The sequence below is a fragment of the Microterricola viridarii genome, from assembly GCF_001542775.1.
Taxonomy (GTDB): Bacteria; Actinomycetota; Actinomycetes; order Actinomycetales; family Microbacteriaceae; genus Microterricola; species Microterricola viridarii_A.
Genome location: NZ_CP014145.1, coordinates 2,771,025 through 2,796,054 on the forward strand (window position 1 = coordinate 2,771,025; position 25,030 = coordinate 2,796,054).

General features: G+C 66.3%; 20 protein-coding genes. 10 read left to right on the top strand and 10 right to left on the bottom strand.

Annotated elements, in window-relative coordinates; translation table 11 throughout:
- Positions 1–82: 82 nt before the first annotated feature.
- From AWU67_RS12685 to AWU67_RS12700, 4 genes are all read left to right on the top strand, one after another.
- Positions 83–1,390 carry an oligosaccharide flippase family protein gene (locus tag AWU67_RS12685; RefSeq protein WP_067229665.1) on the top strand — a complete coding sequence of 436 codons (1,308 nt, stop codon included), beginning with the start codon at positions 83–85 and terminating at the stop codon, positions 1,388–1,390.
- Between the two features lie 87 nt (positions 1,391–1,477).
- On the top strand, positions 1,478–2,374 hold the full coding sequence (locus AWU67_RS12690) for a glycosyltransferase family 2 protein (RefSeq protein ID WP_067229667.1): 897 nt from the start codon (positions 1,478–1,480) through the stop codon (positions 2,372–2,374).
- A gap of 82 nt (positions 2,375–2,456) precedes the next feature.
- Entirely contained in the window at positions 2,457–3,845 is a 1,389-nt protein-coding gene (locus tag AWU67_RS12695; protein ID WP_067229670.1) for an O-antigen ligase family protein, read from the top strand.
- Between the two features lie 106 nt (positions 3,846–3,951).
- The gene (locus AWU67_RS12700) at positions 3,952–4,995 is read left to right on the top strand and encodes a glycosyltransferase (RefSeq protein WP_160329757.1); all 1,044 of its coding nucleotides are present in this window, start codon (positions 3,952–3,954) and stop codon (positions 4,993–4,995) included.
- A gap of 33 nt (positions 4,996–5,028) precedes the next feature.
- Here the strand turns inward: AWU67_RS12700 and AWU67_RS12705 are convergent, their stop codons facing one another.
- The 5 genes from AWU67_RS12705 to AWU67_RS12725 form a co-directional block, all read right to left on the bottom strand.
- Complete coding sequence (locus AWU67_RS12705) at positions 5,029–6,204, bottom strand: glycosyltransferase (protein WP_067229678.1); 1,176 nt, start codon at positions 6,202–6,204, stop codon at positions 5,029–5,031.
- Between the two features lie 82 nt (positions 6,205–6,286).
- The gene (locus AWU67_RS12710) at positions 6,287–7,435 is read right to left on the bottom strand and encodes an acyltransferase family protein (protein WP_067229681.1); all 1,149 of its coding nucleotides are present in this window, start codon (positions 7,433–7,435) and stop codon (positions 6,287–6,289) included.
- 110 nt (positions 7,436–7,545) lie between these two features.
- The gene (locus tag AWU67_RS12715; RefSeq protein ID WP_067229685.1) at positions 7,546–8,583 is read right to left on the bottom strand and encodes an acyltransferase family protein; all 1,038 of its coding nucleotides are present in this window, start codon (positions 8,581–8,583) and stop codon (positions 7,546–7,548) included.
- 191 nt (positions 8,584–8,774) lie between these two features.
- A complete protein-coding gene (locus AWU67_RS12720) occupies positions 8,775–10,916 on the bottom strand; it encodes an acyltransferase family protein (protein ID WP_067229688.1) in 2,142 nt (713 codons plus the stop codon).
- Positions 10,917–11,133: 217 nt separating this feature from the next.
- Positions 11,134–12,435 carry a UDP-glucose dehydrogenase family protein gene (locus tag AWU67_RS12725; RefSeq protein WP_067229691.1) on the bottom strand — a complete coding sequence of 434 codons (1,302 nt, stop codon included), beginning with the start codon at positions 12,433–12,435 and terminating at the stop codon, positions 11,134–11,136.
- A gap of 748 nt (positions 12,436–13,183) precedes the next feature.
- Here AWU67_RS12725 and AWU67_RS12730 point away from each other — a divergent pair.
- On the top strand, positions 13,184–13,537 hold the full coding sequence (locus AWU67_RS12730) for an HNH endonuclease signature motif containing protein (protein WP_067229694.1): 354 nt from the start codon (positions 13,184–13,186) through the stop codon (positions 13,535–13,537).
- A gap of 18 nt (positions 13,538–13,555) precedes the next feature.
- On the opposite strand, the gene AWU67_RS12735 is transcribed toward AWU67_RS12730, so the two are convergent.
- Positions 13,556–14,077 carry a VanZ family protein gene (locus AWU67_RS12735; RefSeq protein WP_067229698.1) on the bottom strand — a complete coding sequence of 174 codons (522 nt, stop codon included), beginning with the start codon at positions 14,075–14,077 and terminating at the stop codon, positions 13,556–13,558.
- A gap of 254 nt (positions 14,078–14,331) precedes the next feature.
- Here AWU67_RS12735 and AWU67_RS12740 point away from each other — a divergent pair, with 254 nt between their 5' ends.
- Together AWU67_RS12740 and AWU67_RS12745 are read left to right on the top strand one after the other, a co-directional pair.
- Positions 14,332–14,982 carry a YqaJ viral recombinase family protein gene (locus AWU67_RS12740; RefSeq protein ID WP_234407433.1) on the top strand — a complete coding sequence of 217 codons (651 nt, stop codon included), beginning with the start codon at positions 14,332–14,334 and terminating at the stop codon, positions 14,980–14,982.
- Positions 14,982–15,755 carry an alpha/beta fold hydrolase gene (locus tag AWU67_RS12745; RefSeq protein WP_067229700.1) on the top strand — a complete coding sequence of 258 codons (774 nt, stop codon included), beginning with the start codon at positions 14,982–14,984 and terminating at the stop codon, positions 15,753–15,755. The genes AWU67_RS12740 and AWU67_RS12745 overlap by 1 nt, the downstream gene beginning before the upstream one ends.
- Positions 15,756–15,817: 62 nt before the next feature.
- Here the strand turns inward: AWU67_RS12745 and AWU67_RS12750 are convergent, their stop codons facing one another.
- Positions 15,818–17,476, bottom strand: a complete 1,659-nt coding sequence (locus tag AWU67_RS12750; RefSeq protein ID WP_067232737.1) for a M20/M25/M40 family metallo-hydrolase — start codon at positions 17,474–17,476, stop codon at positions 15,818–15,820.
- A 202-nt stretch (positions 17,477–17,678) separates the two neighbouring features.
- Here AWU67_RS12750 and AWU67_RS12755 point away from each other — a divergent pair, with 202 nt between their 5' ends.
- Together AWU67_RS12755 and AWU67_RS12760 are read left to right on the top strand one after the other, a co-directional pair.
- On the top strand, positions 17,679–18,659 hold the full coding sequence (locus AWU67_RS12755) for an NADP-dependent oxidoreductase (RefSeq protein WP_234407253.1): 981 nt from the start codon (positions 17,679–17,681) through the stop codon (positions 18,657–18,659).
- A 31-nt stretch (positions 18,660–18,690) separates the two neighbouring features.
- Positions 18,691–20,085 (top strand): cryptochrome/photolyase family protein, encoded by a 1,395-nt coding sequence (locus tag AWU67_RS12760; protein ID WP_067229706.1) that lies wholly within the window; start codon positions 18,691–18,693, stop codon positions 20,083–20,085.
- A 60-nt stretch (positions 20,086–20,145) separates the two neighbouring features.
- On the opposite strand, the gene AWU67_RS12765 is transcribed toward AWU67_RS12760, so the two are convergent.
- On the bottom strand, positions 20,146–21,117 hold the full coding sequence (locus AWU67_RS12765) for an ArsR/SmtB family transcription factor (protein ID WP_067229710.1): 972 nt from the start codon (positions 21,115–21,117) through the stop codon (positions 20,146–20,148).
- 56 nt (positions 21,118–21,173) lie between these two features.
- Here AWU67_RS12765 and AWU67_RS12770 point away from each other — a divergent pair, with 56 nt between their 5' ends.
- Complete coding sequence (locus tag AWU67_RS12770) at positions 21,174–22,592, top strand: MFS transporter (protein WP_067229713.1); 1,419 nt, start codon at positions 21,174–21,176, stop codon at positions 22,590–22,592.
- 51 nt (positions 22,593–22,643) lie between these two features.
- Here AWU67_RS12770 and AWU67_RS12775 read toward each other — a convergent pair whose 3' ends face one another.
- Together AWU67_RS12775 and aceB are read right to left on the bottom strand one after the other, a co-directional pair.
- Positions 22,644–23,177 (bottom strand): GNAT family N-acetyltransferase, encoded by a 534-nt coding sequence (locus tag AWU67_RS12775; protein ID WP_067229716.1) that lies wholly within the window; start codon positions 23,175–23,177, stop codon positions 22,644–22,646.
- Positions 23,178–23,338: 161 nt separating this feature from the next.
- Positions 23,339–25,027, bottom strand: a complete 1,689-nt coding sequence (gene aceB, locus AWU67_RS12780) for a malate synthase A (RefSeq protein ID WP_082716974.1) — start codon at positions 25,025–25,027, stop codon at positions 23,339–23,341.
- Positions 25,028–25,030: the final 3 nt, after the last annotated feature.

Sequence of the window (25,030 nt, forward strand, 5' to 3'; positions counted from 1 at the left end):
TCACCGATTCCATGATCAGAATCGACAACGCGAGTGGGGATTACCTTGCGCCCGTGACGCCCATCGAACGAAATGCCCTCCGATGAGCGGGGCATTGAAGCGAGTCGGTGGCACCTCGAGGAGCGTTGCGATAGCCACGCTCGGCAATTTGGGGGCTCCGCTCGCAGCATTCATCAGCGCCCCGATCCTCGCCAGGGTCTTGGGCGTGGATGATCGGGGCGAAGTTGCCGCAATCACGGCACCGTTCCTGCTCGCAGTGAGCGCGTTGACGATCGGGCTTCCAGAGGCAATAACCTATTTCGCTTCCAAACGCCCGGCCAGCGCACGGCGGGTTCTTCGGCAGGGTACTTTGATGCTCGCCGCGGTGGGGCTCCTCGGTAGCCTCGCCCTGCTCTGGCTCATGCCTCTCCTCATTCCGGGCGTCGACGGCGTCACATCGGCTTGCGTTGCACTGGCATTGATACCCAGCCTCGTACTCGGCGGCGTTCGCGGCTACGCCGCGGGTTTGGGCGCATGGAAGCAGATCTCGATCGAGAGAACGTTTGGGGCGCTCGCACGACTCGCCGCTGTCGTCGCTCTCGCTTGGCTGGACGTGCTGACGATTGAGTCCGCCTCGCTCGCGATCGCCGTCACCACTTTCGCCGGAGGGATTTGTTATATCCCGCTGCTGCTGAGTAGAAGGTCTCCGCGTGACGCTCCGGACGAGCTGGGGGAGATCGCGCCGCGCAACCTTCTCTCCTTTGGAAGCCGGCTCTGGTTCGGTTCTCTCGCGGGTGTCCTGTTGTCGAGGCTCGACCAGACGCTCATGATTCCGCTTTCGAGCCCGCACCAACTCGGCCTCTACGCTGTGGCGGTCAGCGTGAGCGAAGTCACGTTGGTGTTCAACAGTGCGGTTCGAGATGTCATCTTCGCCGCCGAATCAGGGGGCACGAACGAGGCTCGGCTGACGTTGGCCGCACGCGCCTCGACGATGCTCACCTTTGTGATGTGCGCTGCAGTCGGGATCCTCTCCACCTGGTGGCTGGCACCCGTGTTTGGTGAAGAATTTGCGCCCGCCATCGCCATCGTGCATGTGCTTCTGATTGGCGTGGTGCTCGGCAACCCGGGCTCGGTGGCGGGTGCCGGCCTGTCGGCGAGGGGCCGGCCGGAACTGCGCAGCTACGCGCTCGTCGTGGCCTGCATCGTCAATGTGGGGCTCGTGGTGCTCTTGGTGCCCACTCTGGGCGCGATGGGGGCAGCGATCGCCACGGTGGCGGGCAACACGGCCGCCGGCGGGATGTGCATTTTCTGGATGAGACGCGTCTTCGGAGTGCCCGTCCTGGAATTTCTGGGCGTGCGCTGGTCGGATGTCGTCGAGCTCACCGCGCTCGCCCGGCGCCTGGTCCGTTAGGGCGAGCCGCCATTCGCTGCCCAACCGAGCTGGTTGGGCACGGACAATTCGCTGAGAAGATTGGTTGAGGAACTTATGGGTAGTGGAATGGCTGAAGCGCCATGGACCGTCTCGGTCGTGATCCCGACTGTCGGCCGCGCCGAGTTGGGCCGAGCGATCGAATCGGTCGCAGCGCAGAGCTACCCGGCAGCCGAAATCTTGATCGTCTCCGACACTGCAGACCCGATTCACCTGCCCGATCTGCCGGGCCTCCGACTCCTGACCGTCGGTCCTCGGGCGGGCGGAAACGCCGCTCGGCAGCATGGCATTGAGTCGGCCCACGGCCGGTTGGTCGCGCTCCTCGATGATGATGACGAGTGGTTTCCAGACCACCTGTCCGAACTCGTGACACTGGTGCAACGCGCAAATCCTACCGACGACCGCTGGGTTGCGAGCAGCAGAGTTGTTGCGCGCCGAGCTGGCGGCGACGAGGTCTGGCCGGACCGGCCGATACGCGACGACGAGCAGCTCTCGCACTATCTCTTCCGCAAATCGTCTGTTAAGGGCGGCGTGGGATTTATGCAGGCCTCCACGCTCGTGTTCCCGAGATCGCTCGCAATGGATATCCCGTTTGACCCGGCGCTGCGCTTCCACCAAGATGTTGCCTGGCTCAACGCACTCTCAAGGTCGTCTCAGCCCCCGCGCGTGTTTCAACCCGAAAGCCCGACCGTGGTCCACCACATCGGCAACGGCGTGGCGAAGTCGATCACATCGGCCAAGTCGATTGCGTGGGCTCGTCAGCATCTGGATGCAAGTGACCGCCGCACGATCGGCGATTTCATTGCCGTCCACTCCCTCAACGCCGCAAAGAACGAGGACTCTGTCCGGCGGATGTGGGAGACTCTCCGCACCGCGTTCACCGTTGGCCGGCCCGGCCCGGCTGCCACAATCTACGCTTGTGCGCTAATCGCACAAGTTTCTCTCCGCCGTCCCGGCAGAGGTTAGGGTGGACGGTGATTGACGGCTGCGCAGCGAATGGTTCGTTTCGGGCTGCCGCGCGTTGTGTGACATGGATGCGGGGGCTCCAATGATCTTTGTGACAATTCTCTTTGTCGCTGGTGTTTTCGCTGTGCTCAGAACGCGGGCGAGAGTCTCGGGCTACGTGGCTGCTGTGTGCGCGCTCGTGCTGGCGGTGCTCGTACCCTCCAACACCCCGCCAACTAGCGTGGTCGCGCTGGCGACCCTCGCCTCGTTGCTGCTGTTGGCCATCGGAAGTTTTCGGGCTCTGCCCTTCATCGATTTTCGTCGAACCAATCCGTGGCTGATCCTGTTCATCTCCTATGTCACGGTTCGGAGTCTGGTCGAAACTGACTGGCCATACGGGCTCGTCATCCTTTCGTCGGGTGCGGGACTGAGCCTTCTTGCGGTGCTCGCGGGGCAAAGCTGGGTAGACAGACGCGGGAGACCCCTTGACCTCCTCCTGACCGCCATTCCAGCAGTCATCGTTCTACAGTTCCTACTCGCAGTGGCCGAAGTCTCCTTCCGTGCCGAAGCTATCTGGCCGATGAGCGTCGGCTGGGACCATATCGAGAGCCGCGTCAATACGATTGCGCCCTGGCTCGTCGGCCGCGCGATGGGCTCGACCGGACACCCCATTCCTCTCGGCGTCCTTGCCGCTGTCGGAATCGTGGTTTGCATCTGGCTGTTTGTTGAACGGCGTCTGTATTGGGCTCTGGCTGTTGCCGCCGTCGCCGGCACTCTCATCGTCTTTTCGGGCACACGGAGTGCCTTGATCGCGGCGGTACTTGCGCTTGTGTACTTCTTGGCCACGAAGCTGCGGCTGAAGACTCTCCTCATCGGCGGCGCCGTCGCCGTTGCCGTTTCTATCGCCGTCTATTACTCAGGACTGCTCGAAAACCTCGGTCTCGGGACCGTCAAGGAAACTGACTCTTTCACGCACCGGGCAGGGGTCCTCCAGCTCTTGCCTGAATTGGTGCAGCGCGGCTCGGTGCTCGAGACACTCTTCGGCACCGGCTACGGCAGCATTGCCGAGGCACTGCAACGCTTCGCGGTTGGAGTGGACGGCATCGACGTTTTTGACCAGGAGTTCTTGCGCACGGGTTGGGCCACTGGCCTCGTGGGTCTCGGTCTACTGGCGGCGGCCGTGATCGTGGGCTGGCTGCGCAACGACGTGCTTGGGCGCATGCTGCTCATCGTGATGTTGGTTATGTTCGCCTCGTGGGATGCGCTCAGCTGGAATCTCGGCTTCGTGCTGCTGGTGGTGGTCGCGGCCCGACGCAGACCGCTCGATCCGCAGGCACCCGGTGAGGTCGACATACGAACCAAACGCGGACGACGCGCACTCGGCCGCCAGCCGGCCCAGAGCAGCGGCGACGCACCGCTGTCGGACCAGGACGAGCTGGCGAGAGGAAGTGCGCACGCGGCACCATCGGCTGTGCCGCACGAACTGAGTTAAAGTGACTGAGGCGACCTCCTCGCCCGCACGCACCCCATCGTCAGAACTGGCCCGAGAGTATGAAGTGCACGTATTACATGTAACAGAATCGATGGGCAGCGGCGTCATGACGCTGACCGAACGGCTGAGCCACATGCAGGCAGTTCAAGGGGCCCAGGTCGAGGTCATGTATCTTGTCCGCAGCGACACGCCCAGCCCCGAAGAGCTGCGTACGCGATTCAACCACGCGGTGAAACTCCAGCGCGTGGAGCCGCACGGGAATCGCGTCGTTGACCTTGCCACAATGTGGACCAACCTGCGCCGCATCTACAGAGACAATGCGGTGGATGTCGTCCACTGTCACTCCACCGTGGCCGGTGTGATCGGGCGAGGTGCGCGAATGGGCATCCGATCGAAGGTCAAGGTCTTCTACTCGCCCCACGGTTTTGCGTTCTTGCGCCTCAATATGCACCCCATCGTGCGGCGGGCGGTCCTCGGGCTCGAGCGGTTCCTCGCCCGGCGCGGCTCTGGCCTCATCCTGTCGTCGAACTCGGAGATGGCGCTGGCCGCCGAGACCATCCGTGCACCGCGCGCGTTCCTGCTTCGCAATGGGCTCTCACATGAAGCGCATCGGATTGAGGCCATTCCGGAGGACGCAAAGGGGAGACTGACCGTTGGCATGGTTGGCCGAGTCTGCTACCAGAAGGCGCCTTGGCGTTTCGCGGCCGTCGCAAAAGAGCTCTCGTCCAGAGCCGATTTCGTCTGGGTGGGCGGCGGGGACGAGGCAGACATCGACCGCTGGCTGGGGCGCCCCGAGGTCGATGTGACCGGCTGGATCAACGCTGACGAGCTGAAGAAGACGATCTCCGGCTTCGACCTCCTGCTCTTTCCTACGCTGTGGGAAGGCATGGCCTTGTCGTTGATCCAGGCCCAGTTGCAGGGCGTTCCCGCGATCGTGTCGGACGTGGTCGGGAATGTCGATTGCGTGGTTGACGGCCGGACCGGCTACATCTGCCGTGACGATGACGAGCTCGTTGCGCGAACGGCCGAGCTTCTCGATGACCATGAGCTGCGTCTCAGCATGGCGACGAATGCTCGGACCTGGGCACGGGCGAATCTCACTGACGACCACATCGGGGTCGGCTCACTTGAGATCTACGACATGGCCTGACGCCGAGCGACCGAATTCTGGGGTCGCGCCTGCTCAGCGTGTTGCGTGCTGAGCAACCACACGCGAGTAGACGGCCTCAAGCTTTCGTGCGCATTCGGCGCTGTCAAAGTGCTCAGCGATGTGCGCTCGGCCCGCTGCACCATACCGTGCGGCCTTGGCTCGATCGGAGAGCAACTCGCTCAGCGCCTCCGAAAGACGTTCGGGGTTGTTCTCTGGAACAAGAATCCCTGTTGTCCCCGAAACCACGGCTTCCGGAATCCCGGAGTGCTCGGTGCTGACCACCGGCAGGCCCGCATATGCACCCTCCAAGATGATGGTCGGGAGGCCCTCGGAGTCACCGTCGGCTGCGGTCTTTGACGGCACACACAGCAGTGCGGCGGCATCCATCTCGGCCTGGATCGCGCTCGCATGCTGCGAGCCTTTGAAATCGACGTTCACGCCGTGCTGCTGTGCCAGCAGTTCGAGCTCGCTCCGAAGCGGCCCGTCGCCGACCACGACAATCTTGGTCCCGGCCAACTCGGGCGGGAACAGGCTCGCTGCCCGGATCAGATCCTCGAGCCCCTTCTTCTCAACGAGGCGTCCCACGAAAAGGATTCCGTCTCGCTCGGCGTTGTCCGCCTGGGCTGGGGCGGAGCTCAGCGCGATTCCGAGATGAACCACTTCGACCTTGCTCGGATCCGCCCCGCATACCACCGCGCTCTCCGCCATGAAACGAGAGTTCGCCAGAATTGCGGATGCGTACTCAAACGCTTCCGTGCGTCGACGCGCTTGGCGCCTCCCCAACTGAGTGTTGGGCAGAGCTCGGGTCACGTCAAAGCCATAGACGCTCACCACGGTCGGAAGGTTCAGGCGTCGAGCAGTTGGTGTGATGAGGCCGGCATCTTCGCTGAAGTGCGCGTGAATCATCTCGGCGCCTGCGCTGGAGAACAGGCGCTCCAAGCGGCGTGACTTTCGGGTGAGGCGAAACAGTCGCAGCATAACCGCGCTCCGATATCGCCCGTGTTGCGCCACGAGGTCGTCGGCTCGCGACAGCGACGACGCAATCGCCTTGAACCCGACTGTCCGCGCCTGCCATGTGATCAAGGCGTCACTCTGAGTACGAATGAACGTTTCTGTGCTTTGAAGCACGACGAGCCGCCAGAAGCCGACGACGGGTTTCGCTTGAATGCCCAACTTGAGCCTTTCATGCCACCCGTTTCCGAGCTGCATAGATCGGGCCCACATTTAGCAGCGAAACCTGCCCCTAAATGCCGTGAGCACCCCTGCACCCAGCGTAGTTGATTCGTCACAGCTACCCAGGGCTGTGACGGCCTCCGAGACTGACGTCGTCTCGTCGTGGCGGTACCTGCGCCGCCCCTTGCTCGTCGAGCACGTCTACGCCGTTGTGTGGGCCCGTGCGGTCAGAACAGAACGGGCCGGCATCGCGGGCGGTTTGCCGCGTGCCGATCTGATCCTTGAGCGCGTTGAAGGGCGTCTCTACAAATTTGTGGCTGAGCACAGTCGCAATGCCGGTGAGGACGACCGCGACCGCTCCAAGTGCACCGCCAGACAGGTCGGTACTCGTACGCAGAATGAACAAGATCGGATAGTGCCACAGGTAGATCCCGTAGCTGACCACACCGACATAGACCAGCCAGGGGCGCGAGAGGCACCACACGAGGGGGCCCTTCCCACTCGCTGCATGGAAAATCAAGAACGGCGTGGACAGGATGACGACTGCGGCCACCGCGAAGTTCGACACTAGGCCGAGCATATGACCGGCTATCGAAACAAGCATGGCCGCCACCCCCAGATATGCGAGGGGAGTGCTCTGCCACGGCTTGTCCGCAACGACGAAAGCAGCAGCGCAGCCGACGAGGAGCGCGCTTGTGTTGGCCAGCGGGCTGTATTCCACTGTCGCGAGCGTGATCTTCAGCATGAAGCCGGCAACTGCCAGGCCGCCGGTGAGGATCGCAAGCGTCCGGTTGCTCAGTTTGAACGCGAAGAGCGCCACGAGGATCAACGGCCAGAGGAGGTAGAACTGCTCCTCCGTGGCCAGCGACCACGTGTGACGGAACGGCATCATGTACGTGCCGAAGTAGGACATCGCGATGTTCGAGGTATAGCTCAGCGCTACGACGGCGTCGCTGAGAAGCGTTGGAACCAGAATCCCGAGCCCCAGCATCACGAACGTCACCACGGCAACCATTGTGAGAAGCGCCGGGTAAAGCCTCAGAAACCGCTTCAGATAGAACCGTCCGAGGTTGATACGACCGTTCTTGACACGCTCTTTGATCAGGATGCGCGTGATGAGCCATCCGCTGATCACAAAGAAAACGTCGACTCCGAGCCAGCCCGGAACCCCGAGCCAGTGGAAGGCATGGTAGAAAAACACCACGAGAACCGCGACACCTCGTATGCCGTCGAGCGCAGGAAGGTAAGTCAGGGTCTTCGAACGCACTCGACCACTCTATCGACTTACAAAATGCAGTTATGCGGGGCGGCAGTCGCTAGCACCCGCTCCCCGCATGCACCTCTCGCTGGCATGCTTGGTCTACCCAAGCGGTATTGCTATGCGGGTACGAGGACCGCCTCGGGAGCCGGTTTCGGCGAGTCGATGCGGGCCCGGAACTTCGCGATCGGCTTCGCGAGAACCATGTGGCTGAGCGCAGATGCGGTAAGGGTGAGGATGAGGGTGATGAGCCCGACCTGAGCTCCGGTGAAGTCGCCAGTGTCGCGCACTGCACGGAAGATCGGGTAGTGCCATAGGTAGATCTCGTAGCTGATCACCCCGATGTATACCAACCACGGTGCTGAGAGCAGGCGGGTGATGAAGCTCTGTCCGAAGGCGGCGTGAAGGATCACGAGCGGTGTCAGACCAATCACGATCCACGTGGTGGCGGTGTAGTTGAAATCGGCGAAGGTGTGGGCGAACACGACGCCTGTGATCGCGAGCGCGGCAATGTACGCGATGGGCGTGTTCTGCCAGGGCTTCTTCTCGACCAGGATTGCGACTGCGCAGCCGACCAGCATCGCGCCGGCGCGCGAGATCGGGTTGAACGGCTGGTCAGGCAGGAGCACCCACGAAGCGAAGCTGATCGCCGTGCCTACGCCGAGGAGTGTCAGCATCAGGCCGCGCGGCATCTTGAGCGTGAGCATGAGGATCAGGACGAGGGGCCAGATCACGTAGAACTGTTCTTCCATCGCCAGCGACCACGTGTGCGCTAAGTGCAGCACTTGTGACCATCCGGCCGTCATCGCAATGTTCGAAAGGTAAGTCAGTGACCATGCCGACGACTCGAGCACCTTTGTGAACGGTTGACCCTGTGTGAACCACAGCAGTAGGAACGTGGCGACAGTCACAAGCAGGGGCGGGTAGAGGCGAAGTGCGCGTTTGGCGTAGAACTTGCCGAGGTTGATCTTGCCGTTCTTGTCGAATTCCCTCAGCAGGATGCGGGTGATGAGCCATCCGCTGATGGCGAAGAAGACATCGACGCCGAGGCCGGGGATTCCAGACCACGGAAAGACATGGTGAGCGAAGACCGTCAGTACCGCGATCGCACGGATGCCATCGAGGGTAGGGGTGTGTGGCAGCGATCTTCCACGCACAGTGTCTCGCCTACTTGTGGCGCATGATCGCGCGCGATTTGATAGCCGCAAGAGATTACCGGAAGCTCTGATTGAAGTTTGCCCACGGCTGACTTTTGCATTCCGGTGCCCCCGGGGTGTTCTTCGCGTGGCGCAGCGCGATCATTGGGCCGAACGTGGATCACGGCATGCACGTGCTCGCCTGGCTGCTCCTACTGGACGTTCGAGGGGTTCGCCCCAGCGCCGTCAGCGAACGTTTCCAATGATTCGAATCGTGAGGCAAAAGTGCGTGCAAATGGTGCGGTGATGTGGCTGGTATCGAGATAGGCAGGGATCCCGCCAACGATGGAGTGGCACACGGTTTCGTCGCAGAAGTCTGACTCAAAGTCGACGAACTCAAATCGAGGGTGTTCGATCGCGGCCGCCGCCCTCTTGAGTGGTCCAGCTTCGGCGATTCGCGAGGAAGGCCACGTGCATGGGTCCACCATGGTGAACTCCTCCGCGATGCATTGCGGAACTGATCGCTCTGGCTCAGGAACCTCGTTGATCACGAGAACGCGTTTTCCAGCTGCAAGCCACGTGTTCCATGCGGCGACATACCCTTCCCCCGTGTCCACCACGCGGTTGCCGCGAGAATCGGTACCGCCAAGATAGTTCCGGTCGAAGCTGGACGTAATGACGACGTCGATAAGAGGGTCTTCGGCGATCTCGCGAATCGCGGATTCGCGCCACACGCGACACTGCTCATCGTGCGCGCTCGCGTTCGCGTAGCCCACAGATGGATCAAGCGTTGGGGAACACGCGCTCTTTACATAGGCCGTAACTCTCAGCTGCGTCTTGAGCGCAATTGCGTCGAGCGCCGGGAACCACATGCGCGCATGGGAGTCCCCGATGAGCGCCGCATTCACTCGCTTGGTCTCATCCTCTGCTCCAAACGAACAGGGCAGGAGTTCCGTCTCCTCACGCGCCTGCAGACACGTATCGCCGTTACGGACGGTGTCTATCTGACTTTCGGCCGTGATGAGCAGGAAGTCGGGATCGGTCAGAGTATGAGAGTGAGCGCAATCGGCGCCCGAAAGAAAGGCCTGCGCGCCGAAACAGCCGTCTGGCTCCACCGAGTTCACGTGGAGCGCCCGCGCCGCAGTCTCTGCGCGGTCGCCCAGTCGCGCTCCCGCCGCCCACGTGCCGACCAACAGAGCTGCCATTGTCACCGCGGTCAAGGCGAGCACTGGCCGTGGTCGCTGGAAAAGTTTGGCGTCAGAACGCCTGACTGGGTCCTCAACGAAGCGCTGTGAAACGAACGCGAGGGCAATTGCGATGGCGAGCAGGAGAACCTTGTCGACCGCATAGATTTCGCGGTTGAGCACAAATGGAGCTGCGACAATCAGCGGCCAATGCCACAGATACAAAGAGTATGAGATGTTGCCCACAAACTGGATCGGGCGCAGGGAAGTTAGTCTCGCTGGCGCCCAAACGCTGTTAATGTCGCCAATCCAGATCAGGGCTGCCGTTGCGATGACCGGCACGAGGGCCAGGGCCCCCGGGAAACCGCTGCTGCCATCCAGCACGTAGGCACCCAGCAGAAGGATCACCCAGCTCGCCCACGCCACCGGGATGAGCAGAGGCTTCAACCGGGATTTCGGGGAGGGCAGGAACGTGAGCAGGCCACCAGCCGCAAACTCCCAGGCTCTCCCAGTGGTCTGGAAGTACGCCGCAGCCTGCTCGGCGTTGGCGCTGTGAATGCCCCAAGCCAGCGATCCGATGAACACCATCGTGATGAGAATTATGATCAAGGCATCGCGCGAGAGCCCGGGCAGCTTGCGCGCCAGAAGGAGGCTGCTGACGATCAGCAGTGGCCACGCGATGTAGAACTGTTCCTCGACAGACAAAGACCAGAAGTGCGTAACTGGAGAGGGCGCCGACCCAGTCGCGAAGTAGTCCATTGAGGTGGCTGCGAGCAGCCAATTGAGCACGTACGCCCCGGCGGCCCCGATTTGCTGGTAGGCCGACTCGCGGTCCGTAATTGGCAAGAGGACCGCGCTCACGAATGCAGAAAACAGTAGAACAAGGAACGCGGCGGGCAAGAGGCGTCTCGCGCGACGGGCCCAGAACCGGGCAATGTCCACTCGCCCTGTTTGGTCAACTTCGCGGCGGAGGTGCGCGGTGATCAGGAAGCCGGAGATCACAAAGAAGATGTCGACGCCTATGTATCCGCCTGCCACGCGATCGGGCCACAGATGGTTGAGAACAACGAGTCCGACAGCGAGCGCCCTCAGCGCCTGGATGTCGCCGCGGACGGGCGTCAGCGTCTTTTCAACGCGGGCAGGAGCCGACGCGCTGTGTTGCAGTGCCATGGATATCGCTTTCCCTGGGCTATCCGAATGATTGTGATGACGGCTGTCGGTCGGCCCCGAGCTGGCTTCGCTGCGCACGAGCAAGACAGATGGGCTGCAGCAGGAGCGCTCGGCTACAGCAGGAAAGTTGCGCCAGCTAGCGCCACGGGCAGCCCGACGGCACCTTCAACACCGAAAGCCGGAATCTGAGATGAATGAATCGCGGAGGGCGATGCAGTTACGGCCGCCCCATGCCCCGATACGTCCATCCGGCAGCACGCCAGGCGGCGGCATCCAGAACGTTGCGGCCATCGATCACGGTTTGCCCGCTGACGAGCGTCGCAGCCCACGCCGGGTCGAGCTCGCGGAACTGCTTCCACTCGGTGGCAAGCACCACGAGGTCCGCGCCGGCCAGAGCCTCGTCGACGGACTCCGTGTAGTCGAGCTGCGGGTGACGCCCCCGGGCATTCTCAATGCCCTGCGGGTCTGTCGCGATGACCTGGGCGCCCAGGCCCTTGAGCTGCACGGCGACGTCGAGGGCCGGGGAGTCGCGCACGTCATCCGATTCGGGCTTGAAGGTGACACCGAGCACAGCGACGCGCTTGTGGTTGACAGAGCCGCCGAGCGCCTCCACCGCGAGGTCGACGACGCGCTGACGCTGACGCATGTTGATCGAGTCGACCTCTTTGAGGAATGCAACGGATTCGCCGCGGCCGAGCTCCTCGGCGCGCGCCGTGAATGCCCGGATATCCTTGGGCAGGCAGCCGCCGCCGAAACCGACACCGGCGTTCAAGAAGCGGCGGCCGATGCGAGCGTCGTGCCCGAGCGCGTCAGCGAGCTGACCGACATCCGCGCCCGTCACCTCGGCGATTTCTGCCATCGCATTGATGAACGAGATCTTGGTGGCCAGGAAGGCGTTGGCCGACACCTTGACCAGCTCGGCCGTGGCGTAATCGGTGATGATCCGCGGGGTGCCGGTGCCGAGCGCCGTGGCGTAGACCTCATCCAGAACGGATGCCGCGCGCTCATCAGCCACGCCATAGACGAGACGATCGGGCTCGATCGTGTCTTTCACGGCGAAGCCCTCGCGCAGAAACTCGGGGTTCCACGCCAACATGGCTCCGGAGCCGCTGTCGGCGATCTTCTTCGCGAGCCTGGCCGCAGTGCCCACCGGCACGGTGCTCTTGCCGACGACGAGGTCGCCTTCCTTCAAGAAGGGGATCAATGCGTCGATCGCCGCGTCGACGTAGCGCATGTCTGCCGCGTGGCTGTCGCGCATCTGCGGCGTGCCCACGGCGACGAAGTGCACGGTCGACTCAGCGACCGCGGCCATCTCGGTGCTGAAGCGCAGGCGCCCGCTCGCGCCGGCCGAGGTGAGGATCTCGGGCAGACCCGGCTCGAAGAACGGAGGTGTGCCGGCCGCCAGCTGCTCGATCTTGGCCGCGTCGACGTCGATCCCGACGACCTCATGGCCCAGCTCGGCCATCGCCGAAGCATGCACGGCTCCGAGGTATCCACAGCCGATTACGGATAGCTTCACGAAGCCACTCTCCCCAAGTTGGTATCGGGGCAGTCAAAGCACCCGCTAGATCGGCCGCGCCGACAAAGTCCACACCAATCATCCACGTACCAGCCGGTTGAGCGAAATCCGTCCGGGCGGACCTCAAGTCTCTGAATGGCTCTACTGGCCGGATACGGGCCCAACACGTTTGAACTGGGACCCAGTGGGGGCATCCCCACCGCACAGTCGGGCATCAGTGCGCGCCTTGTGGTCATCTGTGGGGTGCTCTGGAAGGACTCCGCGACAAAGCACTTCGCTGCAATTGAGTACGTTGCAGGACAGAATCCTTGCCCGGCATGCAGAAAGTCGTGTCGGTGGTCGGGGGCATTCTTGTCGTAGGCCAGAAACTCACACAGACATCGATCGCACAAGGAGGTGCAGCGATGAACGAGGCCATTAAGGCCCTCGCCAGCACGGTGGATACTCTCTCATCCGCCTGGGAGCAGGCGGCCCCGGCATCATTTGCGGGCCCGCCCCACGAAGGAATCGGGCGACAGCTGGAGGCCGAATTCGAGGGCAGGACGGATGCCACCCTCAACAGCACCGTTGAACAACTCCAGCGCGTGTCACGCGCTACGGATGCGGGCGGCCGCAGAGGTCGGCCGGCGCTCCCGCCCAGAGCTCGGCCCGGAGCGGCTGTGCGCGAGGCAGGGCAGCAATTCCGCGCCGGCGTTCCTCTCCGATGTGATGCTGGTGCCGATCGGCGAGCGCGGCGATCATCCCCGTCGTGCTCGGCGGGACCGGCGAGGTGCTCGACCTCGGCAGGGCTCGCCGCACCTTCACCCGCGCCCAGCGGATCGCCCTTGCCGAGCGCGACGGAGGTTGCGCCTGGCCCGGGTGCCCGCATCCGCCCGGCTACGCCGAGGCGCACCACCTCAAATGGTGGGAGAAGGATGACGGTCCCACCGACCTGGCGAACGGCATCCTGCTCTGCAGCGGCTGCCACCATCGAATACACGACAACGGCTGGCAGATTGAGATCGTCGACAACGTGCCCTGGTTCATCCCGCCGGCCAGCGTGGATCCGGCGCGGACGCCTCACCGGGGTGGACGCGTGAGCATCGACGCGCTCGCCAGCTGAAGCCGGCTCGCAGGCTACTCAGCGAGCCCGTGTAGCGGGGAACGCACCCTGTCTCTGCTGTTCTTGCTGCTGCCACAGCGCCCGGGCAATCACCTTCTCGTCGCGCGCGTTCACGATCGCGCGCAGGATCATGGCCAGCAGTGTGCCGAACAGACCACCGATGGTGTTGGCGAAGACGTCACTCATCGTGGCGAAGCGCGCCGTGAGCAGGCCGGCCTGCGTCAGCTCGATAGCGATGGAGAGCGCTGGCGAGACGAGCACGGCAATCCACCAGATACGGGCGGGCAGCGCCAGCCCGACAAGGAAGCCGAGCGGCACGAACATGAGGATGTTCGCCGTGAACTCGAGCTTGTTGTAGCCGAACCACTCGGGCACGCCGTTGCGGTGCAGCACGCTGAGGAACTTGTCGATCGTCGACTCGAAGCCCTGGTCGAGCGGTGTCGGCGACAGCGTCATGGCGGCGACGACGCCGATGTAGGCCAGCAGCAGCACCAGCGAGGCGTTCCGGCGCGCATGGCTCGGTGGTGGTTGCTGGCTCATTGGCTGGCGCCCCTCGTTTGCCGGTCAGGTCAGATGGCCAGCGTAGGTGAAGGGGCTGAGGTTTCGCGCATCGGCAGCGCACCCCCGCGGGTCGGGCTCGCAGCCGGCATCCGCCAGTTTCTCGGGCTGGGTGCACACGGCAGCGCAATGCGAGCGACAATAGAGGGGTGAGTGATGCTGTGCTGGGACTGTTCGACACCGATTCTTCTGGTGACGAGGCGCCCGCCGCAGCCGAGGCCCCCTGCCTCACCCGTATCGTGGCCGACTCCGGCGATCGCGCCGCCTGGCTCTACGCCCGGGCACGCGGCATCACGGCGACGGATGTCGCCAAGCTCTCGACCCCGCGCTCGATCCAATCGGCCGCCTACGAGAAGCTCAACGGCTCCAGCTTCAGCGGAAACTCGTGGACCGACCACGGTCGCGCCCGCGAACCCGTCATCGCCGAGTGGGTGCGCCGCCAGCACGGCATCGAGCCGAGTTCGAGCCTGTTCCACGCCGCGGAGGAGCGCCTGCACCTGGCCACGCCCGACGGCATCGCCGTTCGTCCCGGCGGGCGGGTGGAACTCGCCGAGATCAAGACGACAAGCAAGGCGTGGCGCAGCATCCCGCGCCCCTACATGCGCCAGGTGTGGTGGCAGCAGTACGTGCTCGGCGCCGAGCGCACCCTCGTAGTGTGGGAGCAGCACGACAACTTCGTGCCGATCGGCGACGAGCCCCTCAGCCGCTGGGTCGACCGCGACGACGAGCAGATCGCACTGCTGATCGGCTTGGCCGGGCAACTGGTCGACGAGCTGCGCGACCGCACAGCCCGCAAGATGGAGGCCCAGGCGCAAGCCTCCGCCCGCGCGGCCCGAGCGGCCGAGGCGCGGGAACTCTACGGGCCCGGCGCGCTCTACGTGCCCTGATGTCCACGCTCCTGCTGCACGGGCTCGGCGCCGATCGACGCCAGCCGCTCGAGCTGTTCACCCCGGCCCTGGCCGATTCCCCCGGCCCGGTCGTCGCGCTCGATGTGCGTGCGCATGGCGACTCTCCCCTCGTCGGCGATGCCGCGGACTTCACGCTGGCCGCCCTCGCCCGTGAGCTGGCGGCATCCGCCCGCGACGCCCTGCCTCCGGGTGAGCCCGTCACCGTGATCGGCATCTCGATGGGGGCGGCCCTCGCACTGCGCATCACCCTCGACGAGCTGTTGCCGGTGCGCCGGGCGGTGTTCGTGCGGCCCTCGTTCAGCAGCGAGGCGCTGCCGTCGAACCTGCGTGTGTTCCCCGTAATCGCCGAGCTGCTGGCCCGGCTGGGGCCCGTAGAGGGGCTCGGAGTCTTTCGCGAGAGCTCGCTCTACCAGGAGGTCTTCGCCGCCTCCCCGGCTGGCGGGCGGGGGCTGCTGACCCAGTTCACGGCCCCGGATGCCGCGGCGCGCGCCGTGCGGCTGACCGAGGTTCCGCGCAACCGCGCCTACCACGACGCCGCCGAGCTCGCCGCGCTGGCGGCCAGGGGCGTGCCATCGCTCGTCGTCGCGGCCCCGCGCGACCCGGTGCACCCGGTGCCCGTCGCCGAGGAGTGGGCGGCCGGACTCGGCGCCCCGCTGCTGCGGGTGCCCGCCCGCGACGACTCCCCGGTCGCGCAAACCGCAGCCCTGCGCGCCGGCCTCGCCGACTGGCTGCGCTCTTCCCCTCCGGCCTGAGCCGACATGCGAAAGGCCCGGCCCCCGCAACCGCGGGGACCGGACCTTCGCCTCGCTTCGTTCTAGCGGCGCAGCGCGCTGCCCCAGTAGTCGAAGTTGTCGACCGAGAGCTGCGCACCCGCAGCCCTGCGGCTGCCGTCCTCGAAGAATCCGGTCTTCATCATGGCCAGCGTCATCGTGGCGTGCGCCGCCGCGTCACCGAGCTCGCTCAGCGCGGCTGTGCTGAGGTTGTTCATCGTGTCGCAGGCCTGGTGGTAGCAGGGGTCAAGCGCGGCCCCGGCCGTGCCACCGAAGATGGCTGCCTGCTCCGGGGTCTTCAGCTCTTCGGCACCGCTGAAGAGACCGCCGGCGGGGATGCCGACCTCGATGAAGGGGCCGTAGTCGGAGCGCCCGTCAAAGGCGGTCGGTGCGCTCGCCAGACCCTTCGCAGCGAAGTAGTCGGTGAACACCGTCTCGATCTGAGCAGACCCGGGAGGGCCCGCGAGGCCATCCGGGTCGTCCGAGCCGTCGCCGTCATAGACGAATCGCACGTAGTTCGGCGATCCGAGCATGTCGAAGTTCAGGTTCGCGTAGATCGTTCCGAGCTCCGCGTCGCTGAGGTTTGCGACGTAGTGGGTGGAGCCCAGGAGCCCCTCCTCTTCCGCTCCCCAGAATGCGAAGCGCAGCTGCTGCTGCGGCTTGATGTTCAACTTCGACATCTGGATGGCGGTCTCGAGGTTGGTCGCGGTTCCGCTGCCGTTGTCGTTGATGCCCGGCCCGGCCAGAACCGAGTCGAGGTGCGCGCCCACGACGACGACCTTGTTCGGGTCGCCCTTCTTCGAGTCGGCCAGGATGTTCATGGTCGTGCGGTTCTCTGAGATCGTCGACGTGCTCAGCGACAGCGTGACCGCGCCGGCCTGAGCCGCCGTGTACAGCGCAGCGCCGTCGGCGTAGCTCAACCCGACCACCGGCACCGCTGCCGGCACGCCGAGGGTCACGCCCGTCAGAAGGTCGGTGCGCCCCGGGTTGCCCTCGTTGAAGATCGCGGCCGCGTCATAGCCCGCAGCGACGGCGTTGGCCACCTTCTCCTCGAAGGTGCAGGTGCCACGCTGGATGAGTGCGATCTGCGGCTCCGTTGCCGACGCGGGGGCGAAGTCGCCCGGCAGACATCCGGATGCCGAGCTCGGCGTCGGGGACGCCGGCACGATCGTGTTCAGCGCCGCCACGACGGTTCCGACGACGGTGCCGCTGCCCGAGTAGTCGAGCGTGGCGACCTGGTAGTCGGTCGGGCTCGGCGACAGCTGGCTGAGCGAGGCCGGACCGGTCTCCTCGTAGTAGGGGAAATCGAAGGGCTGCTCAGTGACCTTGTACCCGGCCTTGCGCAGCTCGCCACTGACATACGCGGCCGAGGCGTTGAATCCCGGCGTGCCCGATGCGCGCGTGCCGCCATTGGCATTCGCGATCCGCTGCAGCACCCGGGTGTGGGCCATGATGCCGTTCACCGTGACAGCTTTGAGCAACTTGTCGGTGTTCTGGCTGTTCCCGCCGCCGTTGCCGTTGTTACCCCCGTTTCCGTTGTTGCCGTGGTTGCCGTTCCCGTTGTTGCCGTTCCCGTGGTTCCCGTTGTTGCTGTTGTTGTTGCCGTGATTCCCGTTGCCGTTGTTGCCGGCCATCGCGGGCGCCGCCGGCACCACGAGGGCAGCCACCACCAAACCGGTGAGTAGCAGAGCTTTATATCGCACGATCAACTCCTGTTCCGCTTGTCCCCCTTTGGGGCACAATCCTGTTGCGTAGTAGGGTCGCGTAGCGCAGGGCCTGTGGACGGAAATCACCCCCAAATCGTTACAATCGGCGCCTCGGTGCCCACGCCGCGCCCGTGCGTTAGCGTGGTCAGCGGACCTACGCGCAATGCGCAGTGTGCGATGTGCAATCGAGGAGCGACGGATGCCAGAACCGAAGACCATGCGGGCGGCGGTCATCGACCGCCTGGGCGACGCCTCCGAGCTGCACCTGGCCGAGGCCCCGCTGCCCCTGCGGATCAGCGACGAGCTGCTGGTGCGCGTCGTCGCCGCCGGAGTGAACCCGATCGACGCGAAGACCCGGGCCGGGCGCGGCACGGCCGCAGCGATCGAGAGCTTCCCGACCGTGCTGGGGCTGGACTTCGCCGGCATCGTCGAGCAGGTGCCTTACGCCGCGCACCCGCTGCAGCCGGGCGATGCCGTCTACGGCATGGGACGCTACCCGCGCGGCGGCGGCAGCTACGCCGAGTACATCTCCGTGTCGTCGATGAGCGTGCTGCCGAAGCCGGCCTCGCTGAGCTTCGCCGAGGCCGCCGCGACGCCGGTCGCCGCTCTCACTGCCTGGGGCATGGTCGTCGACCTGGCGAAGGCACACCAGGGGCAGCGGATGCTGGTGCACGCCGGCGCCGGCGGGGTCGGCCACTTCGCGGTGCAGTTCGCCCGCTTCTTCGGCGCCCACGTCACCGCGACGGGCTCGGCCAGCAACGCCGAGTTCCTGCGCGGCCTCGGTGCCCACGAGACCATCGACTACCGCAGCGAGCGCTTCGAAGAGCGCGTGCGCGACATCGACGTCGTCATCGACCTGATCGGCAATGTGCACGCCGACACCGGCACCCGCTCGCTCGACGTGCTGCGGCCGGGCGGCCTGCTGGTGAACGCGCCGACGGGCAGCTGGCCGAGTCTGGCCGCGGATGCCGCAGCCCGCGGCATCCGCGCCACCGGCTACAACATCTCCCCCGACGCCCGCACCCTCGCCGTCATCAGCAGGCTGATCGAGCAGGGCCAGGTGCGCCCGCACGTCGACCGGGTGCTCCCTCTGGCGGAGGCCGCCGAGGCACACCGCCTGCAGGAGACCGGTCACGTGCGCGGCAAGCTCGTGCTGCGCGTCGATGACGAGCTGAACTGACGATGCGAGCCCCTGCGATGACGGCCACCCGATGAGAACGGCGCTGGTCTGGTTCCGCGACGACCTGCGGGTCGGCGACAATCCGGCGCTCACCGCCGCGATCGCCCGCGGCACACCGGTGGTCGCCGTCTACCTGCTCGACGAGGAGTCGCCCGACGTGCGCCCGCTCGGCGGGGCGTCCCGCTGGTGGCTGCACCAGAGCCTGCAGTCGCTGCGCGCCAGCCTGGACGCGCTCGGCATCCCGCTGGTGCTGCGCCGAGGCGCCGCCGGGGCCGTGATCCCGCTCGTCGCGACCGAGGCCGCTGCAGACGCGGTGTTCTGGAACCGTCGCTACGGCCGGGCGGAGCGCACCGTCGATGCGGCGCTCAAGCTCGGGCTGCGGGAGGCGGGGCTGCACGTGCAGAGCCACGCAGCGTCGCTGCTCTACGAGCCGTGGACGCTGACGACCGGCGCCGGCCAGCCGTACTCGGTGTTCACCCCGTTCTGGCGGCGTGCCCTGGCGATGCCGGAGCCGCGCCGCCCGCTGCCCGCGCCGGCGGGCACAGCCGGCACGGCCCAGTCACCGCAGAGCGAGACGCTGGAAGACTGGGGCCTGCAGCCGAGCGCACCCGACTGGGCCGGTGGGCTGCGCGCCGCCTGGCAGCCGGGCGAGCAGGGGGCCCTCGATCTGTTGGCCGAGTTCCTCGGCGAGAAGCTGCCGCTCTACCCCGAGCAGCGCGACGAGCCGGCCGAAGACGTGACGTCGCGCCTGTCCCCCGCCCTGCGCTGGGGCGAGATCAGCCCGTTCACGGTGTGGCACGAGACGATGCGGGTGCGTGCCGCCGCGGCATCCGGGCACCCCGGCGCCGAGGCAGCCTCGGCATTCCTGCGCCAGCTGGGCTGGCGCGAGTTCGCTGCCCACGTCAGTTTCCACGCCGCGGATCTGCACCGAGTCAACTGGCGGCGCGAGTTCGACGCGTTCGAGTGGCCGCCGCTCGATCCGCGCGCACTGACCGCCTGGCAGCGCGGCCTGACCGGTGTTCCGCTCGTCGACGCCGGCATGCGCGAGCTCTGGGCCACCGGCACCATGCACAACCGGGTGCGCATGGTCGTGGCGTCCTATCTGAGCAAGAACCTGCTGATCGACTGGCGGCAGGGCGAGGAGTGGTTCTGGCAGACCCTTGTTGACGCCGACGCCGCCAGCAATCCATTCAACTGGCAGTGGGTCGCCGGGTCGGGGGCGGATGCCGCGCCCTACTTCCGCATCTTCAACCCCGTGCTGCAGCAGCAGAAGTTCGACCCGCACGGCAGCTACGTGCGGCGCCATGTGCCGGAGTGGGGCACGCCCGACTACCCGGAGCCGCTCGTCGACCTCGGCGAGAGCCGCCGGGCCGCACTCGCCGCCTACGAGCGGGTGCGCCGCCCCGCCGCGACGACCCCCCGTTGATTCCGTTGAGAGCGGTCAAATGGTCACTTCGGCGCCTCGAAAGTGGCCATTTGACCGCTCTCAACGGACTTGGGCGGGAGACCCGGCCAGCAGGGCGGAGCCCAGCTCGCTGCGCAGGTAGAGCATGCTGTGCCCGTAGCGCGTGGAGGTGAGCAGGCCGGCCTCCCGCAGCACCCGCAGGTGTTGGTTCACGGCCGACGTCGACACCCCGAAACGGATGCCCAGCTCGGTGGACGAGGACGGCTCGCCGAGCGCGATCAAGAGCTTCGCCCGCACCTCACCGACGATCCCGGCGAGCGCCGCGGGGTTCTGCACCCGCTCCGCCTCCCACATGGCGCCCTGCCCTCGGGCCGGGTAGAACATGGTCGGCGGTTCATCGGGGGCGATCGGTGCCGAGGCGCGGTTCGTGAACATCGTGGGCACGAGCGTGAGCCCCGAGCCTCCCGCCACGTCACGATCCAGCGGGGCGCGCAGTCGCACCGTGAGCACCCGACCATCCCAGGAGGCGGTCGGCGCCAGCCCGTTCAGCATCGCCGAGAGCCCGCTCTGCACCAGCTGCCGCCCCCGGTAGACGATGTCGGCCTCCAGGATCGTGCGCATCCGCGGCCAGTAGTCGACGAAGCCGGCGGCCCACAACTGTTCCAGCGCCGACACCATCCGGGCGATGGCTGCGCGCGGCGGCCCGTCGAGCGCGGCCGGCATCCGCCCCTGGTGCACCATCATGAGCTGCTCGGTGAAGCGCCGGCTGGGCATGCGGCGCAGCACGTCGAGCTCGTCGTCGAGCCGGGTCAGCGGCGAGAGCGGCCGTGGGTTCAGGAAGTCCGGCGTCCAGAGCCTGTCGTCGACCAGCGCCATCAGCATCTCGTTGTCGATGCCGGTCCGCGCCTGCTCGGTGTGCCGCAGCCACGGCAGTTGCAGCGGGTAGCGGGCTGGGTCGCGCAGCGCGCGCAGCGAGAGCCCGAGTTCGCAGAGCGGCGAGAGGGCGAAGCGCACGTTCCCGAGGTCGGTCTCGGTCAGCTGGTAACGCAACATGAAGCAAAACGCTACATCAATATTTGGCGGCGTCCGCCCCGTGGGAGAAATACAGCATGAGCAGCAGCCCCGACACCGCCAGCATCCCGATCGCACCCTTCAGCGATGCGGATGCCGCCGGCACCTCCCCGGAGCCGAAGCAGCGCCCGAGCGGCATCCGCGCGGCCCTCGCCGACCCGGTGCTGCGTGTGCTGGCAACGTCGACGCTCATCTCCACTCTCGGCCGCGGCATCTTCTTCGCGCTCACGGTGCTCTTCTTCACCCACTTCGTCGGCCTGAGCGCGGGCGAGATCGCGCTCATCCTGGGCATTTCCTCGGGCATTGGCGTCGCCACCTCCTACCTCGGCGGCCACTTCGCCGACATCCTCTCGGCCCGGCGCATGCTCTTCGCGTTCCTCCTGCTTGAGGGAGTCACCATGGCGGCCTACCCCTTCGCCAGCGACTTCGGCACCGCGCTGCTGCTGGCCTGCATCGCGACCGGGTTGAATCGGGCGGCGAACTCCACGCGCTCGGCGGTGATCGCCCGCGCCTTCGACGGCGAGCACCGGGTGAGCACCCGCGCCATTCTCCGCACCATCACCAATGTCGGCATCGCAGCCGGCGGCGCGATCGCCGGCCTCGCCCTGCTCGCCGGCACCATCGAGGCCTACCGCGGCCTGATGATCGCCGCCGGCGCGATCTACGCCGTCAGCGCCTTGCAGATGCTGCGCCTCCCCGCACACATCGTTGATGCGCCGCCGCGGGAGCGCCGCGCCCGGCTCGCGGTCGACGCCGATACCGCGGCAATCGCCGCGCACGAGGTCGCCTCGGCGCGCCAGGCCGCTGCCGCCGCCGCGGCGTCCGCCCGCTCGCCGTTCCGCGACCGCCGCTACCTGGCGCTGACCGCCCTGGCCGGGGTCTTCGGCATGCAGTTCGCACTCGGTGAGATCGGCGTGCCGCTCTGGATCGTGCACAACACCGCCGCCCCCGACGTCATGGTGTCCGCGGTGCTCATCGTCAACACCGTCATCGTGATCGCGCTGCAGATCCCGCTCTCGCGCGGCACCGACGACATCCGCAAGGCGGGCCGGTCGGTGCTCATCGCCGGCGCCTTCATGCTGATTGCGTGCGGCCTGTACGCCCTGTCTGCCGGCACGGATGTCGCCGGCGGCAGCGTCGGGGTGGGCGTCGGGATGGCCATCACGCTGCTCGTCGGCGGCGCGCTGTTCCACTCCTTCGCCGAGATCCTCTCCCAGGCCGGCACGTGGGGCCTCAGCTTCGAGCTGGCCGACCCGCAGCGGGCGGGCGCCTACCAGGGCATGTTCGGCATGGGCTTCTCGCTCGGCACCATGCTCGCCCCGCTCGTCATCACGGCAACGGCCCTCGAACTCGGGATGCTGGGTTGGGCGATCCTGGCCGCGCTCTTCGTCGCCTCGGCGATCGGCATCTGGCTGATCGCGCGCAAGTCCGTTGAGAGCGGTCAAATGGCCGGTTGAGGGGCGTGAAAGTGGCCATTTGGCCGCTCTCAACTGAAGTGTTGCCGGGGGTTAGAGCGCGCGCTCCAGCGTGTGGTCGTTCTCGTAGACGCCGCCGAGCAAGAAACGCTTGTTCCCGACTTTCACGAAGCCGCTCTTCTCGTAGAAGCGGATCGCCCGCGCGTTCTGGTCGTTGACGCCGAGCCAGATCCCGGCGGCTCCACGTTCGCTGGCCGCCTCGAGTGTCGCCGCCATCAGCGCGGCGCCCGCCCCGCCGCCGTGCGTCTCGGCGCGCACGTAGCACTTGCTGAGCTCGACGGTCGGGCGGATGCCGACGGCCGCGCTCACCGCCGGGTCTGCCGGCTCCCCGAACACGAGCAGCGTGTAGCCGACCGCGCGCCCGTCCTGCTCGGCGAGGAGCACCGTGCGGGTGTCATCGGCCAGGTAGCCCGCGAAGTGCGCCTCAGAGAGCACATCGCGCAGGAACTCGGCGATCGCCAGCTCGGTGGTCTGCGGCGGGCAGGCGAGGCGGAACGTGGCAGCGGCCACCTCGGCGAGCGCGGCGGCATCCTCGGGCCCGGCAATGCGAACGGTCACGGCGGTCATCGCATCAGCATAGGTGCGGTGCCACCGAAACGCCGGTTGAGCTTGTCGAAACCGGGTGGGGGTTTCGACAAGCTCAACCAGCGGGAGGGGCTCAACCAGCGGAAAGGTGCAGCCGGCGGGAAGGCTCAACCAGTGGGAGGGGCACTCAACCGGCGGGCGGCTCAGAGGAACCGTGCGTACGCCCCGACCGTCAGGAAAGCCGGGAACTCCGGCTCCAGCGCGACGGAGGTGAAGACCTCGACAGCATCATCGAAGCGGTCACCGTCGAAGCGGTCGAGGCCGCCCGCCACCTGCCGCAGCACCGTGCGCGCCCAGGCCACGTCGATGCGGCGCCCCTCGGCGGTGACGGTGTTCTCGTTCACCCACTGCCACACCTGCGAGCGCGAGATCTCGGCCGTCGCCGCGTCCTCCATCAGGTTGTCGATCGCGACCGCGCCGGTGCCGCGCAGCCAGGACTCGATGTAGCGCAGCGCGATCGCGATGTTGTCGTGCACGCCAACCTCGGTCACCTGCCCACCGCCCCATCCGATGTCCAACAGCTGCGCCGCGCTCACCTGCACCTCCGAGCGCGTGCGGTGCAGCTGGTTGATGGCGCCGTCCGGGGCACCGGGCCGTTGGAACGCCGCGTCGAACTCGGCGCGCGCCGTGGGGATCAGGTCGGGGTGGGCGACCCACGTGCCGTCGAAGCCATCGGCGGCCTCGCGGCGCTTGTCGGCGGCGACCTGTTCGAGGGCGCGCGCGGTGACCTCTGGATCGCGCCGGTTCGGGATGAACGCACTCATGCCGCCGATGGCATATGCCCCGCGTCGGTGGCAGGTCGACACCAGCAGCTCGGTGTAGGCCCGCATGAACGGCACCGTCATCGTGATGTGTCTGCGGTCGGGCAGCACGAAGCGGCGCCCGCGCGACCGGAAGGCCTTGATGATCGAGAAGATGTAGTCCCAGCGCCCGGCGTTCAGCCCCGCGCAGTGCTCCCGCAGCTCGTACAGGATCTCTTCCATCTCGAAGGCGGCCTGAATCGTCTCGATCAGCACGGTTGCCCTGATCGTGCCGGTCTGGATGTCGAGGGAGCGCTGCGCGAAGACGAACACGTCGTTCCACAGCCGGGCCTCCAGATGCCCCTCGAGCTTGGGCAGGTAGAAGTACGGCCCGCTGCCGAGCTCGATCAGCCTGGTCGCGTTGTGGAAGAAATAGAGCCCGAAGTCGACCAGGCTGCCGGAGGCGCTCATCCGCCGACCGGTTCGATCGTGGAAGCGCAGGTGCTTCTCTGGCAGGTGCCAACCGCGTGGGCGCATCACGATGGTCGGGGTGTCCGGCCCGGCGATGTCGTGGGTGACCGTGTACTCCTTGCCGTCTGCGCTGGTGTGGCTGAGCGTTCCGGCGAGCGCGTCGAGCAGCGTCAGCTGCCCCTCGATCACGTTCTGCCAGGTGGGGCTGGTGGCGTCCTCCAGGTCGGCGAGCCAGACCTTTGCGCCGGAGTTCAACGCGTTGATCGCCATCTTGCGGTCGGTCGGCCCGGTGATCTCCACCCGGCGGTCCTCCAGGCCGGGCCCGGCGCCGGCCACTCGCCAGCTCGGGTCCTGCCGGATGGCCGCTGTCTCCTCCAGGAAGCGCGGGTTGCGCCCGTTCGCGACGTCGACCGGGTTCCGCAGCCGGGCGGCGAGACGGTCGTGACGGATGCCGGCGAAGCGGTCGTGCAGCGCGGCGAGGAAGTCCAGCGCCTCCGGCGTCAGAATCTCCGCATAGCGGGGGCCCATCTCCCCGACGACCTCGATGCGCGGCTCGTGTGCAGGGACGGTGGGGGCGGCTGCGGTGCTCGACCGCGGCTCGGTGAGCGTTGTCGTGTTCATGGT

What these genes read in the sequence shown, in the direction of transcription:
- AWU67_RS12685 (WP_067229665.1), top strand. Translation starts at nt 83, where the DNA reads ATGAGCGGGGCATTGAAGCGAGTCGGTGGCACCTCGAGGAGCGTTGCG.
- AWU67_RS12690 (WP_067229667.1), top strand. Translation starts at nt 1,478, where the DNA reads ATGGCTGAAGCGCCATGGACCGTCTCGGTCGTGATCCCGACTGTCGGC.
- AWU67_RS12695 (WP_067229670.1), top strand. Translation starts at nt 2,457, where the DNA reads ATGATCTTTGTGACAATTCTCTTTGTCGCTGGTGTTTTCGCTGTGCTC.
- AWU67_RS12700 (WP_160329757.1), top strand. Translation starts at nt 3,952, where the DNA reads ATGACGCTGACCGAACGGCTGAGCCACATGCAGGCAGTTCAAGGGGCC.
- AWU67_RS12705 (WP_067229678.1), bottom strand. Translation starts at nt 6,204, where the DNA reads ATGCAGCTCGGAAACGGGTGGCATGAAAGGCTCAAGTTGGGCATTCAA.
- AWU67_RS12720 (WP_067229688.1), bottom strand. Translation starts at nt 10,916, where the DNA reads ATGGCACTGCAACACAGCGCGTCGGCTCCTGCCCGCGTTGAAAAGACG.
- AWU67_RS12735 (WP_067229698.1), bottom strand. Translation starts at nt 14,077, where the DNA reads ATGAGCCAGCAACCACCACCGAGCCATGCGCGCCGGAACGCCTCGCTG.
- AWU67_RS12745 (WP_067229700.1), top strand. Translation starts at nt 14,982, where the DNA reads ATGTCCACGCTCCTGCTGCACGGGCTCGGCGCCGATCGACGCCAGCCG.
- AWU67_RS12755 (WP_234407253.1), top strand. Translation starts at nt 17,679, where the DNA reads ATGCCAGAACCGAAGACCATGCGGGCGGCGGTCATCGACCGCCTGGGC.
- AWU67_RS12760 (WP_067229706.1), top strand. Translation starts at nt 18,691, where the DNA reads ATGAGAACGGCGCTGGTCTGGTTCCGCGACGACCTGCGGGTCGGCGAC.
- AWU67_RS12765 (WP_067229710.1), bottom strand. Translation starts at nt 21,117, where the DNA reads ATGTTGCGTTACCAGCTGACCGAGACCGACCTCGGGAACGTGCGCTTC.
- AWU67_RS12770 (WP_067229713.1), top strand. Translation starts at nt 21,174, where the DNA reads ATGAGCAGCAGCCCCGACACCGCCAGCATCCCGATCGCACCCTTCAGC.
- AWU67_RS12775 (WP_067229716.1), bottom strand. Translation starts at nt 23,177, where the DNA reads ATGACCGCCGTGACCGTTCGCATTGCCGGGCCCGAGGATGCCGCCGCG.
- aceB (WP_082716974.1), bottom strand. Translation starts at nt 25,027, where the DNA reads ATGAACACGACAACGCTCACCGAGCCGCGGTCGAGCACCGCAGCCGCC.